Origin of the sequence: Tenacibaculum sp. SZ-18 (assembly GCF_002813915.1) — a bacterium.
GTDB lineage: Bacteria > Bacteroidota > Bacteroidia > Flavobacteriales > Flavobacteriaceae > Polaribacter.
On the sequence record NZ_CP019335.1, the window covers coordinates 3,683,968 to 3,703,215 of the forward strand.

The following is a 19,248-nucleotide window of genomic DNA, read 5'->3' on the forward strand; positions in this document are numbered from 1 at the left end:
ATTATCGTTGAGTAAGCAAACCATTGTAAACTACTACCAAAATGCTACAAAGGTAGCTTTGGTACAACAGGCGCTACAACAAGAGAAACACCATTTTCAACTTTCGAATTTGGTCGGCTCTTCGTTGTCTTTTGTCATATCCGAAACTTTTAAAACTGTTGATAAACCCTACTTGTTTATTTGTAACGATAAAGAAGAAGCGGCCTATTATTTAAACGACCTTGAGCAATTACTTGGAGAGAAAAATGTACTGTTTTATCCCGGTTCGTATCGTCGTCCCTATCAAATAGAAGAAACCGACAATGCCAATGTATTATTGCGTTCGGAAGTACTCAACCGAATCAATTCTCGTAAAAAACCAGCGATAATTGTTACCTATCCAACAGCACTTTTTGAAAAAGTAGTGACGAAAAAAGAGCTGGAGAAAAACACATTAAAAGTTACCAAAGGAGAAAATTTATCACTTGATTTTATCAACGAAGTGTTATTCGAGTACAATTTCAATCGTGTAGATTTTGTTACCGAACCTGGAGAGTTTTCGGTACGTGGAGGAATTGTAGATGTGTTTTCGTTTTCAAATGATGAACCTTACAGAATTGAGTTTTTTGGTGATGAGGTAGACAGCATCCGAACATTCGATGTAGAAACACAATTGTCAAAAGAGAAATTCTCGAAAGTGAGTATTATGCCAAATGTTGAAAACAAGGCATTGCAAGAATCAAGAGAAAGTTTCTTGAAATACATTTCTTCAAAAACGGTACTGCTTGTAAAAAACAAAGATTTACTCACTGGAAATCTCGATAAATTTTTCCGCAAAGCGGAAGTAGAATTTGAAAAACTGTCGAAAGAAGTTCAGCATTCAAAACCATCAGAATTGTTTTGTAACGGAACTACTATTGAAAGTCAGTTGTCTGATTTTAATATCGGGTTTTTAGATAAAACAGATTGCGAGCAAAAGATTGAATTCGCGGTTCGCTCCCAGCCTTCTTTTAACAAACAATTCGATTTGTTAATTGAAGATTTAAATGTGCATCACAGCAAAGGATACGCGAACTATATTTTCTGTGCGAATGAAAAACAAGCACAACGTTTCCATGATATTTTTGATGACGCCGATGAAGAGGTTCATTATGAAACGGTGGTTTTCCCAATTTATCAAGGATTTATAGATGAAGATCAGAAGATTGTATGTTATACCGATCATCAAATCTTTGAGCGTTATCACAAATTCCGATTAAAAAATGGCTACGCCAAAAAGCAATCCATCACGCTAAAGGAACTAACCAATCTTGAAAAAGGCGATTATGTAACGCATATCGATCACGGAGTTGGACGCTTTGCTGGATTACAAAAAATTGATGTTGACGGAAAGAAACAAGAAGCAATTAAGTTAATCTATGGCGATCGCGATATTTTGTACGTGAGTATTCACTCTTTACACAAAATTTCGAAGTTCAATGGAAAAGATGGAAAGGCTCCAAAAATATTTAAGTTAGGTTCAAATGCTTGGAAGAAAATCAAGCAGAAAACCAAAACTCGAGTTAAAGAAATTGCCTTTAACTTAATTCAATTATACGCAAAACGTAAGTTAGAAAAAGGATTTGCTTTTGGTCCAGATACGCATATGCAACATGAGTTGGAAGCAAGTTTCTTATTCGAAGATACTCCAGATCAATTTTCAGCAACGCAAGATGTAAAAGCTGATATGGAAAAAGATCAACCGATGGATCGCTTGGTTTGTGGAGATGTTGGTTTCGGAAAAACAGAAGTTGCCATTCGTGCCGCATTTAAAGCCGTTGACAACGGAAAACAAGTTGCTGTTTTGGTTCCAACAACAATATTAGCTTTTCAGCATTTTAAGACATTTTCAGAACGTTTAAAGCATTTTCCTGTACAAATCGATTACCTGAACCGTTTCAGAACTGCAAAACAAAAGAGAGGTGTTTTAGAAGGGATTTCAGACGGATCTGTAGATATTGTAATTGGAACGCATCAGTTAACCAACAAAAATGTTCAGTTTAAAGATTTAGGATTACTAATTATTGATGAAGAACAGAAGTTTGGAGTTGCCGCAAAAGATAAGTTGAAAACCATCAAGGAAAATGTAGATACCTTAACCTTAACGGCTACGCCAATTCCAAGAACATTACAGTTCAGCTTAATGGCTGCTCGTGATTTATCTGTGATTAAAACGCCACCACCAAACCGTCATCCGGTAGAAACAAATGTGGTGCGATTGTCTGAAGAAATTATGCGTGACGCAATTTCGTATGAAATTTCACGTGGAGGTCAGGTTTTCTTTATTCACAACCGAATTGAAAACATTAAAGAAGTAGCTGGAATGTTACAACGTTTGGTTCCTGCTGCAAAAATTGGAATCGGACACGGACAAATGGAAGGGAAAAAGTTAGAGGAATTAATGCTAGCTTTTATGAACGGCGAGTTTGATGTATTGGTTTCTACCACGATTATTGAAAGTGGATTGGACGTGCCAAATGCGAATACAATTTTCATTAACAATGCCAATAACTTCGGATTATCAGATTTACACCAAATGCGTGGTCGTGTAGGTCGATCGAATAAAAAAGCATTTTGTTACTTCATTACGCCTCCGTATCATATGATGACGGAAGAAGCGCGTAAACGTATTCAAGCTTTAGAAATGTTCTCTGAATTAGGAAGTGGATTAAACATTGCCATGAAAGATTTAGAAATTCGTGGTGCTGGAGATTTATTAGGTGGAGAACAAAGCGGATTTATCAATGATATTGGTTTTGATACGTATCAGAAAATCTTAAAAGAAGCCATTGAAGAACTGAAAGAAAACGAGTTCAAAGATTTATATCCAGTGGACGAAAATGCTGGTCCGAAAGAGTATGTAAAAGAAGTTCAAATTGATACTGATTTTGAAATTCTATTCCCGGATGATTATGTTAATAATATCTCAGAACGTTTGAATTTATATAAGCAATTGAGTGATTTAAATGAGGAAGAAGAATTACAAACATTCGAGAAAAATATCATTGATCGTTTTGGAGAATTCCCAACACAGGTACAAGATTTACTAGATTCTGTCCGAATTAAATGGTTAGCAAAATCATTAGGGTTAGAGAAAGTAATTTTAAAGCAAAAACGTTTGGTAGGATATTTTGTGTCAGATCAACAATCGGACTTTTATCAAACCGAAGCATTTACAAGAATGTTGAAATATGTACAGCAAAATTCGAAAAGCTGTGTAATGAAGGAAAAACAAACCAAAAAAGGATTACGATTGTTAATCACATTTATAAAAATTGATTCCGTTAAAAAGGCACTAACTACTTTAGAGAAAATTTAAAAAGAAAACTCGAACTGAAAGGTTCGAGTTTTTTAATGACTGATTTTGAGTAAAGTTTTGTGGAAGTTTATAATTGCTCTTATACGAGGTTTATCTTAGAGTATTTTTTATAGAATAAGATCTGAGATTAAGATACGTATAATATGGTCACAAACTAATAGACAGGAAAATAACTAACGAGAATAGCCAATTAAACTAACATAATGTATTGAAAATCTGATTTTAAGATTTCATAATCTTGTCAAACTTTAATTGCAAAATGAAAAAGAATTATTATTTTTAGGTTTAAAGGAGGTCATAAACTTATTGGTTTCTTTTCAATATTTTGCTTCTAGAATTACACTACAGAAAAGCATTTTGAGAGTAAGTTCAAGATTTAGCGAAAGCTTAATTGTAATCTTTAGTATCAGTCAATCAACAACAACAAATTAAATAAAAAATTAAAATGGTTCATAACGAAAAAGATCTAATTCCTATTAAGAACGTCATTCTTACTCTAAGTTTAATCGTAGCATTTCACTTTACTAAAGCTCAGACTTTACAGGATATAGGGGGTAATTTTCAAGCTTCTCCTTTAGTATCTATTTACACGGCAAAAGAGATTATTACTATGAATCCTGAGAAACCAAAAACACAAGCTGTTGCCGTGGTTAATGGCAAAGTGTTAGCAACGGGTACAGTTAAAGAACTTCAAGATTTAGTAGGAAACCAACCTATTAGAATTGACAACACGTTTAGCGATAAAGTTATTGTTCCTGGATTCATTGCACAACATGATCATCCTGTTCTTGCTGCGCTTACCATGGCCTCAGAAATATTATCCATTGAAGATTGGGTATTACCATCAGGCACAGTAAAGGCAGTGAAAGACAAACCCGATTTTATGAAACGCATGGAAATGGCGGATAAAAAATTATTAGATCAGGATGAGCCATTAATTTCGTGGGGTTATCATCCAAGTTTCTTTGGATCATTAACTAAGTCAGATTTAGATAAAATTAGTAAAACAAGACCAATATTGGTTTGGATGCGAAGCTGCCATGAGATTGTAATGAATACAAAGGCATTAACTCTTTATCAAGTCAATCAGGAATTTATAAAAACTTGGGGAGAAACACCGCAAAGACAATCGAACTTAAACGATGGTCGTTTTTGGGAACAAGGAATGTTTGCTGTCGCTCCTAAAATTGCTACGGTGCTTGCTACTCCAAAAAAATTGAAAGAAGGTTTAGAGATAACGCGTGATTTTATGCACTCTAAAGGTGTCACATTTGGAAATGAGCCTGGGGGAATATTAGTAAAACAGTTACAAGATGCGGTAAATGCAATTATGTCAGACAATAGTATGCCTTTTCGATGGAGTTTTATGGCAGATGGGAAAACGTTGTGTGATAAATATAAAGATGATAATCAGGTTATTGAAGAAGCAGAAAAACTAGAATCATGGTATTATGGTAAGACATCACTTGCGAAAAAGCAAGTTAAGCTTTTTTCAGATGGTGCTATTTATTCACAACTTATGCAAGTTAGAGAGCCTTATTTAGACAAGCATAAAGGTGAGTGGATGACTGATAAAGATGTTTTTGAAAGAGCTTTTAGAATTTTTTGGGATGCTGGTTATCAAATTCATATTCATGTTAACGGAGATGCTGGACTGGATAGAGTTCTAAATACATTAGAATTAAATATTCGCAGAAATCCGAGATTTGATCACAGAACTGTTATTGTACACTTTGCTGTTAGTCAAAAAGATCAAGTAGCTCGTTTAGCTAAACTAAATTGTATTGTTAGTGGAAATCCATATTATACTTCTGCCTTGGCAGATAATTACAGCATATTCGGATTAGGACCTAAAAGAGCTAATAGTATGGTTAGAATGGGTGATGTTGAAAGAGCTGGAGTTTCTTATTCATATCATAGTGATATGCCTATGGCTCCTGCAGATCCACTTTTTTTAATGTGGTGCGGGGTGAATCGAATTACAACAAGTGGAAGAGTTGCAGATCCTAACCAAAGAGTAAGTCGGGAAGGTGCTTTAAAAGCAGTGACGATTGATGCGGCCTATTCTCTTAAAATGGAAAACCAAATTGGTTCAATCGAGTCAGGAAAACTTGCAAACTTTACAATATTAGATGATAACCCAATTACTTGTAATCCTCTAGAAATTAAAAATATAAAAGTTTGGGGAACAGTTGTTGAAGGCGTTAAGCAACCAGTAAAAATTAATAATCAAACAAACAAAGTAGGTTATTTAGATTACTATAATTTAGATTCGTTTGGTTACGCAGCTTTTGATCATTTTAAAAGAATTATTAACTGCAGAAAGAAATAATATTCCCAATCTCATGTCTGTTCAAGATAGAATAGGATTTGATAGTGAGTTTCAAACATTATACCTTTTTTAAGGAGGAGTAATTTTAATTTAAGAAGAGAAAATATAACTACAGGATAAATGAGACTTATAAATGCTTAAAGAAGAAAAGCTGCGTAATGAAGGAAAAACAAACCAAAAACGGATTAAGATTATTAGCCACATTTATAAAATTGATTCCGTTAAAAGGCATTAACCATTTTAGAGAAAATTTAAAATGAAAACTCGAGCTGAAAGGTTCGAGTTTTTTAATGACTGATTTTGAGCGATCTTTTAAAGAAAAACTGTATCTTTTTGTGTGAAAATATTTAAAAGAAAAACTATGAAAAAGCAACAATGGCTATTATTATGCTTAGTACTAATGAGCACTTTTGTGTTCGCAACTCGACAAACTCCAGATCATTTAATCGTTGGAAACGATAGTCTTAAGCTAAATATCGGTTGGGGACATCCATCTCCGTTACAAACATATTTTCGTCAAAATAAGGATATCAAAAATCCATTTAGAATGATTTCAACTGCAAACTATCGAGGTCATATTGCTACATGGAATATAGAAAACAGTAGGTTTTATTTGATAGGTTTAGATGTTGATGGAACAAAACATAAACCAACAGATTTCAGTATTAAATCAGAAAATTCAGGATTTTCCAACGAGAAAAGAGTTTTTGCAGATTGGTTTACTGGCGTTATTGAATGTCGAAAAATTAATAAAGATTGGAGTGTTGCTTATACGGTGTACTATTATGTTAAACAGGGAATTGTGGAAAGAGAAGCTCAAATTACCAATAAAGAGCTAGAAAGGTTACAAGAATTCACTGCAAAAGATACCACCAATACTGAGCTCCTTTCAAAATATTCAATGTTGTATTTGAATCAATCATACATTTCATTTTACTTCAGATTGTATGAGAGAGAAATGGTTGCTGTTAAAGGAAAAAAAGGTCAATTATTAGGAAAAGAAGAACGAAGCTTAGTTTTAGATAATTACAAAAGTGATTATTCCGATTGGCCATTTAATTGGGAAAGTGAAACGTATGTCGGTGCACCAAATGGAAGTTATGTTATTGAAGATGGTAAATTGTTATTAGAATCTTTAGAATTATTATCTGGATTAAGTTTTGATGGCCCTGAAAAATCAGAATTGAATATCAAGGAATTTTTTAAAGGCAAAGAGTTTTATAAGGACAAGCTTTTTGCTAATTGGGTTTCAGGTGTTTTTATCATCAATTTTGGAAAAGAAGAAAAAGGAGAATTTGGAATGATGCGTTTCAAAGTCAAATCTTCATCAATCTATAAAATAGAAAATGGAGTTGTCAAAGAATCTTATGAATTACCTAAGAATAAGAAGGATTTAGAAAATATAGAGAACGACCAATTAAAAGACTTGGTAAAAGAGTTTCAAAATCAATAGTTCTTACGACAATCTAAAAAGCTTAACTTTGTAGCGATTAAAAAAGAAAGCTAATGAAAAAATTAGGTGTTGTTTTGTTGTCAATTTTTGTTTTTACAACAAGTATATCAGCTCAAAAAATCAAAGGAATTATTAATAATGCAAGTAGTGAAACCAAGTTTTCACTTCGAACAATTGGAGATAGAACAATCAAAGAAATTCCTATAGAAAATGGAACTTTTGAAGTTGATAATTTAAACTTAAAAGAAGGATTTTACTTAATCCGAAAAGACAACAGTACAGAGCATGTGTATTTAAAACCAAATGATGAACTTATCATTAGTTTCGATGCTCAAAAATTTGACGAAACTTTGTCTTATGCTGGTGAAGGTTCAGAAGCAAATAATTATTTGGTAATAAAAGGGAAACTAGAGCAGGAACGTAAAAAAGATACTGATAAATTTTACGAAGGAAATGAGCAAGATTATAAAAGGAAAATTCTTGCCATTGAAAAAGAAATAAAAATCTTATTGGCTAAGGTAAATAGTGAAAGTTTCCGGAAAGAAGAAGAGAAAAATATAAGATTCGGCTACTTATTTGACATTTACAATTACCCGAATATGATGAAATTTAACTTCGGGAAGAAAGTAACAGTTCCTGAAAGTTTCTTTGCTGCACTAGAAGATGTGAACTTTGATAATGCAGTCAACTATTTAAAATATCCTTACTACAGATATTTAGCAGGAACTAAGTGGAAAAAGGATGTTGAAAACGCTGATAGCTTTGAAGAAATGAGCAGTGTAATTGAAAAAATTCGCTCGAAACATATTTTTGTTGATGTGATAATCAACTCTTTTTATCGAATAGCCGATACACCAGAGAAATCTAAAATGCATTTTAAGTTAATTGAAAAGTTTGTTCCGAATAAGGAATTTATAAAACAAGCGAAGGCAGAATATGAAAAAGTAAAGGCTACATCAAACGGTAAAAAAGCACCAAACTTCAAGTTTAATGATCGTAATGGAAAGCCTGTTGAATTAGCGAAATTCAAAGGTAAATATGTACTCATTGATATCTGGGCAACGTGGTGTGTTCCATGTTTAAAACAAGTACCTTATTTAAAAAAGTTAGAGGAAAAATATCACAATAAAAACATTGTATTTGTGGGTATTTCAGTTGATGATAAAGACGAATATAAATTGTGGAAAGAAACTTTAGACAAGAAGAAAATGGGTGGAGTTCAACTATTTGCAGACAAGTCTTTTGAGTCTGATTTTGTTGATGCATTTGGTGTCGCTTCAATTCCAAGGTTTATTTTAATTTCTCCTGAAGGCACTATTGTGGAAAGTCATTTTAGCAAACCATCACATAAAATTACTGAAGAAAAACTAGATGCCTTGTTGAAGTAAACCGTTTAATTTTGAGAGATAAGCCATATATATACATAGTATTTTTACTTCTCATTTGTGCTTTTGTTGGTAGATTACTAACTTTTTTTAGTTCAAATTTCGAGTTAATTGAAACAGGTAGTATCATAGAAAGTTTCTGCTTAAATGTTGCTTATGTAGCAGGTTGGGTATTGATGTTATCAAATGGAACTTTTATTGGAACTATATACTTTAAAATTACTCAGGGATTAATGTCAATCGTTATTGTTGGAGCACTTTTAAAAATTATGCATTATAAATTATATGCTGATTATTTAATTGTTTTTGGTTTGGTGGGAATTTTAATTGCATATAGTATAAGTTTCCATAAAAAACCGATTAAAAAGAGATTAGACTATTTAAAACTTACTTGGGTAATTTTATTACTAAGTAGCACAGTTTTAATTTTTCTACACGTTTTATCCAAGGATTATCGACTGGTGGCAGATATTGTTTTTTGGATATTATTGTTAGACTTTTGTACCACGAAAACTAACCTTTTCAAAAAGCAAAAGTCTTATTCATAAGCTATTTTAATAATAGTAGCTTTTGGTGTTATTTTTAATGATGAACCAATAGGTTTAAATGTTAGGTAAATGAAACGAATACTCACAATAGTTTTTATAGGTTTAACAAGTGTAATATATGGACAACGATTGTCTTTTAATATTACCAACGATTCTATTAAAAAAGAATTTTACCTAACGAAAATTACCAATGAAATTGTAGAAACAATTACCATTGAATCGTTCAATTTTAATGTGGATATTAACCTTGATGAAGGCTATTACTTTCTGAAAAAAGAAGACGAAAAAACATTATTATATTTGAAAAGGAACGACGAGTTTACGATTTCTTTCGATGGAGAAAACTTTTTAAAGTCACTTACTTTTTCTGGGAAACGAGGTGCAGGAAGAAACACATATTTGCACAGTAAAAATATAGAATTGTTAGATCAAGATGGAAATTTGAATACCTTTTACAAGAGAAATTTTTATGAAGGAAATGAGAATAAATACGTACGTCGTCTAGATCAATATTACAAAGGTTTTTACGGAACAATTTTCGGGAGTGGATTTGAGGAGAGTTTTATAAATGAGGAATCTAAAAATTTGCAATATGGCTATTACTTGGACATTTTAAAGTTTGAAAAAGCCAAAAAGTACTATGATTTTAAAGACAGTATTCAGATTTCAAAAGCGTATTTAGCACCTCTAAGAAGTGTTCTTTTTGATAACCAATTGTTTTCTGATCGTTACCAATCGTACAACGATCTTGCAGTTTTGAAATGGCAAATAGATATAGAAAAAACTAATAATTATTCGGTAATGAAAGGAATCATTGCTTCTATTAGAACCGAAGCAATTCAGAAAGCGTTATTGGTGCGTTTGTATGAAACAATGGCGAAAGATGACCCAAATAGAATGCGTGCTTATTTGGATTTAATCAAAGCCTACTCAAAAGACAACCAATTAATTGCAAGATCGAAAGCAAAACTTTCAGTTATTGCACAAGAAGAAGCGGAAAAAAATCTTTCTAGATTTTCATATTTAAACACCAACGGAGAAGAGGTAAAATTAGCTGATTTTAAAGGTAATTACATTTTTCTATATCTATGGGCAACTTTTTGTAAAGATTGCGTAAACGAGTTTAAAAACATCGAAAAACTTAGAGATAATTTTGAAGATAAAAACATAGTATTTGTTGGTGTTTCTGTAGATAAAAAAGAAGACTTCGATAAATGGTCTGGTTTGGTAAATGAATCAGGAATTAAAACAAGTGCTATGCAATTGTTTTTTGATGATGCAAGATCAAAACTTATCAAAGCTTATGAAATTTCTTCTATTCCAGCCTTAGTACTATTATCTCTAAAAGGAGAAAAAATGAAAATTGATATCAAAGAAATCGATTCAAAGAAGACACAACGTTCTCTAAGAAAACTGTTTGATAAATTGGAGTAAATTACAATTCTTTTAAACAGTCTTGTACAGGTAAGAACGAAATTAATAACTAACTTTCGCATTTCAATCCGCTAAAAATAGTGCCTTGCAAAACAATTATTTAGAAAAACTTCTAGGTTTAATCGTAGCAACATTTTTCATCAGTACTTCTGGTGTATTAGGAAGATACATTAGTATGCCTTCTGAAGTTATTATTTTTTTCAGAGCAACTTTTGCGATGATCATTTTGTTTGTGTTTTTAAAATACAAACGTGTCGATTTTAAATTGAAATCTAGTAAACATAAACTTCCGTTTTTAGTTGCAGGAGTATTTATGGGAGTTCATTGGGTAACTTATTTTTATGCATTAAAACTCTCGAACGTTGCAATTGGAATGTTATCGTTATATACATTTCCAGTGATGACCGCCTTTTTAGAACCTGTTTTTTTAAAGGTAAAATTCAATCCGATTTACATTGTTTTGGGAATTTTAGTGTTATTAGGATTGTATATTTTATCACCGGATTTCACATTCGAAAGCACTACGGTTCAAGGAATCTTATTCGGATTAGTTTCAGCCCTGTGTTATTCGATCCGAATTTTAATTTTAAAGCAATATGTGCACCAATACAATGGTGTATTACTCATGTTTTATCAAACGATTATTATAAGTATTTGCTTGTTCCCTACTCTATTTTTCATGGATACTTCAGAGTTTCAAAGTCAACTACCATACTTACTTTTGTTAGCATTTTTAACCACAGCAATTGGTCATAGTTTAATGGTCTATTCTTTACAGTTTTTTACGGCATCAACTACCAGCATTATCAGCAGTATTCAACCTATTTTTGGAATAATTTTGGCCTTCATTTTTTTGAGTGAAATACCCACTGTAAATACGTTTTTGGGAGGAGGTTTAATACTAGCAACTGTATTAATTGAAAGTATTAGAAGTAAGAGAAGTAAAAAGTAAGTTCTAGCAAATTATTTGAACCCTCGTAAAGAAACATCTTCATAGTTTCTTCTAACAAAATCTAAAGCACTTTCTAAAACTTCGCCCATTCCTTTACTTTTTTTGAAAGAAATATCACTTGTAAAATCAAAAATTTCCATTTTTAATTTCTCGATATTTTCATTAGTAGAAATTTCATCATTTTTCATGCAAAAAACCAACTCGTTAATTCGGTCTTCGGAAGATAAAATACGTTTGGCAACTATAGAGCGTTCTTCTAGTTTATACTGCTCAATCGAGTTTTCGAGTAGCTTATCTCCTACCAGTTTTACCATTGGATAATTTTCTTTAAAAAATTGTGGATAGTACACTTTAAATTTTCCTTCAAAACACTGCTGATCGAAGTCAATGGCTCTTATTTTATAAACAACATTATCAAAATCGTGGGTCGGAACAATTACATAATTGTACGATCTCATATCTCCTAACAAACGAATCATACAACGCTCATTAAATTTTACAAACTCTTTTGCAATTTGTGATTTTTGAGATTCAGTACAGGTTTGTAAAATCTCTTTAATAAAAGTATCACCTGGAATTCCTGCAATGTGTTCTTCAATTAAAGTATCCTTGTAAACAAGAAAGTTTAAATTATAGGGAGATAAAATATGTTCTAATTCTAAACCATAAACTCTTGAAGCATCGGTCTTTTTTACATAGAAGTATGTGTAATTATCATTTAAAACATTACGGACTTTTACACGAAAGGGTTTCGAGTTTCCAAACGTACAAAAATCGACACAGTCGATATTTAAATATTGAATATTGTCCTCGTTTCCATTCGAATGTAGAATATTGTAAACTTTCTTTAAACTAAGATCTATTTCTTCTCTGTCAAACTCCGAATAGTATACACGAACCCACAAAGTATCTTCATCGTTTTTATCATACACAACAACCGATCCCTGAAAGCGTAATAAATCCTCGTAAAAAATTGGAATTTTAATATTCCTACTGTGTTCAATCAAGTATTCATTTAAAAAATGATTGATTGGAAACGCAGGTTTCTTTTTAGACATTAATTTTTCTTCGGAATGCATGAGTGGGTCTTTTTTCAAATGTAAGCAATTAAACGAAGATTTTTGGAATAGAATTTGTTTCGAGTATGCGAAACTACACTACTATGAAAAACTATAAAATTACCATTCCTGAACCGTGTCATGAAAACTGGAACCAAATGACTTCAGTTGAGAAAGGACGTTTTTGTAATTCTTGTTCAAAAACAGTGATTGATTTTACTAAGAAATCTCCAAAACAAATTCAGGAGTACTTGCAACATAATCAAGGAAAACGAGTATGCGGACATTTTTATAAAAGGCAATTAGATAGTATTGTTATTGAATTACCGAGTACCATTTTTGAGAGAGAATTTTCATTTCAAAAGATGTTTGTTTTATTGATTTTAGTGGTAATGGGAACCAGTTTGTTGAGCTGTAAAACGGAAGGTAAAACTCAGAAAATTGAGAAAATAATTCTGAAAGATTCTATGGAAACATCGGAAAAAACCATAGACAGTTTGTTCTCAATTATACAAAAGGAATCAACTATAAAGAAGAATGAAAAGAGTATAAAAGTACCAGAAAATGATAGCACTATAACAGTTTTGGGAGCACTACCTCCACCACCTAAAACTACGGGAATTGTAGTTGAACTCACAGGTGAGCCAGTTCTTGAAGAATATGACGAACCTCATTATTTTTCACTTATTGATAAAGTTCCGAGATTCAAAGGTGTAGTAAAAAGAGAAAATGAATCTTGGACAGAAAACTTTGAAAGAACGATGAAGGAATATGTAGTTAAAAACTTTCATAACGAGTCGTATCAAAATCTTGGATTAGCTACTGGGAAAAGGAAAATATTCATTCAAATTGTAATAGGTAATGTAGGTAATGTTGAAGAAATAAAAGTGAGAGCTCCTCATCCAAAATTAAGAGAAAAAATACAATTAATATTGAAGAAACTTCCTCAATTTATTCCTGGAGAAAATGATAAGAGACCAGTAAAAGTCAAGTATAATTTACCGATAAATTTGATGATTGAGTAAGTTAAACTTCGAACATTTTACCAGGTAATGTTTTAACTGCTCCTTTCAGTTCCATTTGAATTAGTAATGATGATAATTTGTAAACAGGAATTTCACAGTCCAATGCAATGACATCTAGCAATTCCTTTCCGTTATGTTGCAAATAATCATAAACCTTTTGTTCTTCGAGTGACAAGTCAATAAAAAGCGAGGTTTGTTTTGGAGCTGATTTCTTTGGAATATCCCAGTTTAACATTGCAATAATATCATCAGCTGAACTGAGTAAATGAGCTTGGTTGTTTTTTATAAGATTGTTGCAGCCTTTGCTGTAAACATCATCAAACCTTCCAGGTAAAGCAAATACATCGCGATTATAGGAATTAGCAATATCTGCTGTAACCAATGAGCCTCCTTTTTCTGCAGATTCAATTATAATAGTTGCTTGTGATATTCCAGCAACAATACGATTGCGTTTCAAAAAATTTTCTCGCATTGGTTTTTCATGATGCCAGAATTCGGTAATAAAACCACCATTGTTCATTACATCTCTCATATATTTTTTGTGAGTTTTCGGATATATATCATCCAACCCATGAGCTAAAACAGCAAGTGTTTGTAATTTGTTTTCAAAAGCAGCTTTGTGAGCGCAAATATCTGTTCCATATGCATATCCGCTTACAATAATTGGATGATGAGAAGCCAATTGAGCAATAAGATCATTACAAAATGAACGACCATAATTGGTTAGATTTCGAGTTCCGACAATTGAAATAATTTTTTCCTGATCCCAATTAATTTTTCCGTCATGAAATAATAGTAAAGGTCCATCAACACAGTGTTGTAATCTTGTTGGATACGATGATTCTAGAAAATAACTGAAATTAATTTTTCCATCAACAATGTATTTTAATTCCTCTTCTACCCGATTTAAAAATGATGTTTTTTGAAGCTGTTTAATAACGAATTCACCAATTCCGTCAATTTTTAATAAACTCGAATTTCGTTCTTTAAATATTTGTTGAGCTGATCCAATATGTCGGATTAATTTTTTAGCAATAATAACACCAATGTTCGGTGTAGCTTGCAGTCGAAGTACTGCAAATAATTCTTCTTCTAGCATGTTCTCTTTTAATAGCATAGCAAAAGTACAATTTTTCTGAGATATTTATAGACTTGCTTTTTTGGAAAAACCGACCAAAAAAATTAACTTTGTAGTTATGACATTGAAAAGCTATATACAAGATTTATTATATCGTTATGATTGTGTGATAGTTCCAGGTTTTGGAGGTTTTATTGCTAACAAAATTGGAGCAACGATTGAAGGTAGTAAAATTTACCCTCCTTCAAAAAGAATATCATTTAATGCACAATTAAATCATAATGATGGTTTATTTGTGAATCATGTAGCAGCTATTGAAAAGATTACCTTTAACCAAGCCAATGACAAAGTAGCTAAGGTTGTTTCTGAATGGAAGAAGCATCTACAAACTCAATCTTTAATGATTGATGGAATTGGAACCATTACAACAAATACCGAAAACCAGTTAAACTTTGAACCAAGTGGTGAGGTAAATTTTGATCTAAATTCATTCGGTTTGACACCGGTTTCAGATGTTGAAAAAGTTGAAGTTCCTATTTTAGTTGACACGAAAACAAAAGTGTTAACTCCTAAGGTTGAGGTTAAAGAAAATGAACCACATAAAGTCGTAGAATCTCGTAATTTCTTAAAATATGCAGCAGGTGCGGCCATACTAGTGGCGGGTATTCTAGGAGTAAACAAATACAACGAAAACATTAGTTTAGAAGAATTAGCGAAAGAGCAAGACGCTATTGAACAAAAAATACAAAAAGCAACATTTATTATTGACGACCAACTTCCAACAGTTAGTTTGAATGTTGCCAAAGAAAATAACCAAGTTCATATTATTGCTGGTGCTTTTCAGTTAGAGAAAAACGCTCATAAAAAGATTAATGAATTAAAGAACAAAGGTTACGAAGCTGAAATTTTAGGTAAAAATCAATGGGGGCTTACACAAGTTTCTGTTGGAAGTTTTGCTACTAAAGAAGCTGCGGACGAAGTTATTGAAGAAATCAGAACTAAAATTTCTGCTGATGCTTGGATTTTGGTACAAGAAGACTAATGTTTCCACTTTTAATTACCTCTAGTTTTTAGTTCTTTCAAGGAGCTTTCTATATCTTTGCGGAAAATTTTAAAGATGAGAGCAAAGCATCCAAGAGAATCATTAACTATACTTACCGATTTAGTTTTACCTGGAGAAACAAACTATTTAGATAATCTTTTTGGGGGAGAGTTACTGGCAAGAATGGATCGTGCATGTAGTATTGCGGCAAGAAGACATTCGAGAAGAATTGTTGTAACAGCTTCTGTGAATCATGTTGCATTTACTAAATCAGTTCCTGTAGGAAGTGTTGTGACTCTTGAAGCAAAAGTATCTAGAGCTTTCAGATCATCAATGGAGGTTTTTGTTGATGTTTGGATTGAAGATCGTCAATCTGGTGAGAAAACTAAAGTTAACGAAGGTATCTATACATTCGTAGCTGTAGATGAAACAGGAAAGCCTGTGCCGATTGCTCAAATTGAACCAGAAACCGATTTAGAAAAATTAAGATATGACGGTGCACTTCGTAGAAAACAATTAAGCTTGGTTTTAGCGGGTAAAATGAAACCAAATGAAGCTACAGAACTTAAGGCTTTATTTATGGATTAGAACGGCTTATCTTATCTATTTCTCCGTTTTCAGATAACATAATAGCAATGGATCGTGTTTTTTCAAATTGGGAAAATACGATAATCATTATTACCGTGATTGGTACAGATAAAACCATTCCGGTAATTCCCCAAATTTTCCCCCAAACAGCCAAGGAAAGTATAGTAACTAACGGACTTAAGTTTAAAGACTTACCGAAGAGTCTTGGTTCTAAAATATTTCCTACAACTACTTGAATTGCACCAACAGCAATTACAATTATTAAAAATGGTGTAAACTCACCAAATTGTAGTAAACTGAATATTGCTGGAAAAACAGTTCCAACTAATGAACCAATGGTAGGAATATAATTCAGTAAGAATATTAAAAACGCCCAAAAAGGAGCACTATCAATTCCAACAAAAAGTAATACAAAATAACTTAATATTCCTGTTAATAAACTAACGTAAGTTTTTAGTCGAATGTAGTTAGAAATAGAATCTTCGATTTTATCGAGCATCCCTTTCACACTTTGGTAATTGTTACCATTCGTTAAGATCATAAATAACTTTTTAACGAAACTTTTCTCTTCTAAAAACAAGAAAAGGGCATAAATGATAATCATAAAAGTATCACCTAACAATCCACTAACTCCATTAGCAATATCACCTAATACAGAACCATAATCGAAATCGCCAATTACAGATTTTATTGAAGTTAAAATATCAACATTTAAATAATTACCTAAATCGGTAATAATTTTTTGAATATTGGGTTCGTATTTGTCGTAAGAATTGGTAACGTTTGTAACACTGTTGGTAATAATTTCAGAAACAAAACCAAAAGCTAAAATGATTAACGTAAACACAATTACGTTACTTAACCATTTAGGTATAAACTTTTTTGCAAAAGGAATTTTATAAATGGATTTTCGAATTTCTCTTGTGAAAAACCAAAATATCACAGCAAAAATGAAGGGTATTAAAATCCCTTTTCCAATAACTAAAATAGCAATGATTGCTGTAGTTACAATTATAAAGTTTGAAGCTTTGTTCATTTTAGTTGGCTCTAATCCAATCAGAAGGGTTTAATCTATTTCTATTTTTGAAAAGTACAAAAACCAGATCTGTTTTTCCTGTAATTTTATCGGTAAAAACTTTACCTACAGCGTCTCCAGTTTTTACAGCTTGTCCTTTTTTTACATATATTTCTCTTAGGTTCGAATAAGTAGTAATATAATCACCGTGTTGAATCATTACCGTTTTAGTTCCTTTTTCTGATTTTGTAATTGTTAAAATTTTCCCATTGAAGATACTTTTAGCAGTATCTCCTTTTTTTCCACGGATATGAAGTCCAGTACTATTAATTGTAATTGATCTAAAAGTCGGATGTGGTTGAACACCGAATTTACGTGTAATAACACCATCTAAAGGCCAAGGTAAATATCCTTTATTCTGTTCGAAATTTGCTTTCAATGCTTTCTCGGCTTTACTTAGTAAGAATTCGCCTTTTTTAGCCTTACCTTTTTTTCCTTTATTCGCTTTTGCAATAGCAGCTCTAATGGCTTTATCAATTTTTTTCGCTACCGCTTTTTCCTCTCTAATTTTCTTTTGAAGTTGTTTTTTGTACTTGCTTTCTTGAGTTTTTATTTTAGTAACAAGTGTTTCTTGCTCTTCTTTCTCGTTTTCAATCTTTTTTTTCTGGTTTTTTTCTGTATTAAGTAAAACCTTCTTCTGATTTTTCTTTTTCGTAAGTGAATCGTTTAGCCTCTTAATTTCCTCAGTTTTAGTAATAACACGTTGGCCTTGTTTTTTGCGGAAATTTTTATATTGCTCAATATATTTGATTCGTTTGTAGGCTTGTAAGAAGTTTTCAGAAGAAAGTAAAAACATAGTTTTACTCTGTTGTGACTTACTCTTATAAGACTTAAAGACCATAGCTCCATAGTCAGTTTTTAACTTAGCAAGCTCTAAATTATTTTTTTCAATTTTCTTTTCGTTCTGTTTAATTTCCTTCGAAAGTTCTTCTGATTCCAGTTCAATTGTTTCAATTAAACGTTCACGAACAGTTATTTTCTGACTTAAATCTTTTAAGTCATCTAAGGCATCTGTTTTTTCTTTATTCGTTTCAGAAAGTAACGTGTTGATTTTTTTAATCTCCTTGTTGAGCTTTTTACGGCGATTTTCGAGTTCTTTTCTGGATTGCCCTTGTAATGAAGTTCCAATAAAAAGAAAACTTAAAAATAATATGTAAAAAAAACGTTTCACTATAGTTCTATTTCTTTATAACCCAAAGGTATCTTAAACGGCATTTCTAAATTCTTATTAAACTCAATTGAACGTAAGTTTAAATCAATATTAGTGAATTTATTTTTTTCTGTTGCTCTAATTTGAATCTTTTCAGGGAAGAAAACGTTATTCTTTTCTATATAATTAGGATATAAAACATCTAATCGTTGGTTTTTAAGTGGGTTTAAAACATATTGCTTTGTCAACTTAAAATGCTTTGGACTAATATGGTAGAAAATATCAAAAAGCAAAGTTTGATTCTTAGGATACAATTTATAAGATTGATCAATAATTTCAACTTCTTGTTTGTTTTTTTTAAGGTTGTAAATCGCTTGACCTAAGAGCATATTTTGTAATTGAGTGAAATTAATATCTACACCCAATAGTTTTTTTAACATAGAAAAATCTCCTTCAAAATAGTTTCTCTTATAAGGAGAATAAAAACTGACTTTTTCTGGAGTTATCTTAGCTTTAAAAACAGTAATAAGTTTGGTTCCTTTCAACCAAATAACTTCATCTTTTATCATTTTCATTTTAACTGAAAATCCAAGGTTTTCATTGGCATCTTTATAGTTTACTTTTAGCTTTGCATCAACCGTTTTAGGAAAGTTTAAGTTGTTGTGCTTTCGAATAATTTTTCTTGATGACATTTTAGCAACTTCACTAGTTGATTTCACAACATTTCGAGAAGATTTACAAGAACCAAAAGCAAGTAATCCAACTAAAAGATAACGATATAATTTCATGTA

The 19,248-nt window shown here is 31.7% G+C and carries 15 protein-coding genes; 10 read left to right on the forward strand and 5 right to left on the reverse strand.

The window, feature by feature from the left end; translation table 11 throughout:
* The first annotated feature begins 7 nt into the window (after window positions 1-7).
* The 7 genes from mfd to BTO06_RS16805 all read left to right on the forward strand — a co-directional run bounded on the left by mfd (window position 8) and on the right by BTO06_RS16805 (window position 11,441).
* Window positions 8-3,337, forward strand: coding sequence for a transcription-repair coupling factor (gene mfd / locus BTO06_RS16775; protein WP_100926397.1), 3,330 nt, complete (start codon window positions 8-10; stop codon window positions 3,335-3,337).
* Window positions 3,338-3,782: 445 nt separating this feature from the next.
* Window positions 3,783-5,669: an amidohydrolase gene (locus BTO06_RS16780; protein ID WP_100926398.1), complete on the forward strand. Its 1,887-nt coding sequence runs from the start codon at window positions 3,783-3,785 to the stop codon at window positions 5,667-5,669.
* A gap of 361 nt (window positions 5,670-6,030) precedes the next feature.
* Window positions 6,031-7,122 carry a hypothetical protein gene (locus BTO06_RS16785; RefSeq protein WP_100926399.1) on the forward strand — a complete coding sequence of 364 codons (1,092 nt, stop codon included), beginning with the start codon at window positions 6,031-6,033 and terminating at the stop codon, window positions 7,120-7,122.
* 53 nt (window positions 7,123-7,175) lie between these two features.
* Entirely contained in the window at window positions 7,176-8,510 is a 1,335-nt protein-coding gene (locus BTO06_RS16790; protein WP_100926400.1) for a TlpA family protein disulfide reductase, read from the forward strand.
* A gap of 11 nt (window positions 8,511-8,521) precedes the next feature.
* On the forward strand, window positions 8,522-9,055 hold the full coding sequence (locus tag BTO06_RS16795) for a GldL-related protein (protein WP_100926401.1): 534 nt from the start codon (window positions 8,522-8,524) through the stop codon (window positions 9,053-9,055).
* A gap of 69 nt (window positions 9,056-9,124) precedes the next feature.
* Complete coding sequence (locus BTO06_RS16800; protein ID WP_100926402.1) at window positions 9,125-10,489, forward strand: TlpA family protein disulfide reductase; 1,365 nt, start codon at window positions 9,125-9,127, stop codon at window positions 10,487-10,489.
* Between the two features lie 85 nt (window positions 10,490-10,574).
* Window positions 10,575-11,441, forward strand: coding sequence for a DMT family transporter (locus BTO06_RS16805; RefSeq protein WP_100926403.1), 867 nt, complete (start codon window positions 10,575-10,577; stop codon window positions 11,439-11,441).
* Between the two features lie 11 nt (window positions 11,442-11,452).
* Here BTO06_RS16805 and BTO06_RS16810 read toward each other — a convergent pair whose 3' ends face one another.
* Window positions 11,453-12,520, reverse strand: a complete 1,068-nt coding sequence (locus tag BTO06_RS16810; RefSeq protein ID WP_100926404.1) for a hypothetical protein — start codon at window positions 12,518-12,520, stop codon at window positions 11,453-11,455.
* An 83-nt stretch (window positions 12,521-12,603) separates the two neighbouring features.
* On the opposite strand from BTO06_RS16810, the gene BTO06_RS16815 reads away from it, so the two are divergent.
* Window positions 12,604-13,524, forward strand: coding sequence for a hypothetical protein (locus BTO06_RS16815; RefSeq protein ID WP_100926405.1), 921 nt, complete (start codon window positions 12,604-12,606; stop codon window positions 13,522-13,524).
* Between the two features lies 1 nt (window position 13,525).
* Here the strand turns inward: BTO06_RS16815 and dprA are convergent, their stop codons facing one another.
* Window positions 13,526-14,623 (reverse strand): DNA-processing protein DprA, encoded by a 1,098-nt coding sequence (gene dprA, locus BTO06_RS16820; protein WP_100926828.1) that lies wholly within the window; start codon window positions 14,621-14,623, stop codon window positions 13,526-13,528.
* A 97-nt stretch (window positions 14,624-14,720) separates the two neighbouring features.
* On the opposite strand from dprA, the gene BTO06_RS16825 reads away from it, so the two are divergent.
* Complete coding sequence (locus BTO06_RS16825) at window positions 14,721-15,644, forward strand: SPOR domain-containing protein (RefSeq protein ID WP_157811910.1); 924 nt, start codon at window positions 14,721-14,723, stop codon at window positions 15,642-15,644.
* 75 nt (window positions 15,645-15,719) lie between these two features.
* A complete protein-coding gene (locus tag BTO06_RS16830) occupies window positions 15,720-16,232 on the forward strand; it encodes an acyl-CoA thioesterase (protein ID WP_100926407.1) in 513 nt (170 codons plus the stop codon).
* Here BTO06_RS16830 and BTO06_RS16835 read toward each other — a convergent pair.
* From BTO06_RS16835 to BTO06_RS16845, 3 genes are read right to left on the reverse strand one after another with little or no spacing between them, the layout of a single operon-like run.
* Window positions 16,222-17,268, reverse strand: a complete 1,047-nt coding sequence (locus tag BTO06_RS16835) for an AI-2E family transporter (protein WP_100926408.1) — start codon at window positions 17,266-17,268, stop codon at window positions 16,222-16,224. The genes BTO06_RS16830 and BTO06_RS16835 overlap by 11 nt on opposite strands.
* Window position 17,269: 1 nt before the next feature.
* A complete protein-coding gene (locus BTO06_RS16840) occupies window positions 17,270-18,478 on the reverse strand; it encodes a murein hydrolase activator EnvC family protein (protein ID WP_232731486.1) in 1,209 nt (402 codons plus the stop codon).
* The gene (locus BTO06_RS16845) at window positions 18,478-19,245 is read right to left on the reverse strand and encodes a DUF4292 domain-containing protein (RefSeq protein ID WP_100926410.1); all 768 of its coding nucleotides are present in this window, start codon (window positions 19,243-19,245) and stop codon (window positions 18,478-18,480) included. Before BTO06_RS16845 ends, BTO06_RS16840 begins: the two co-directional genes overlap by 1 nt.
* Window positions 19,246-19,248: the final 3 nt, after the last annotated feature.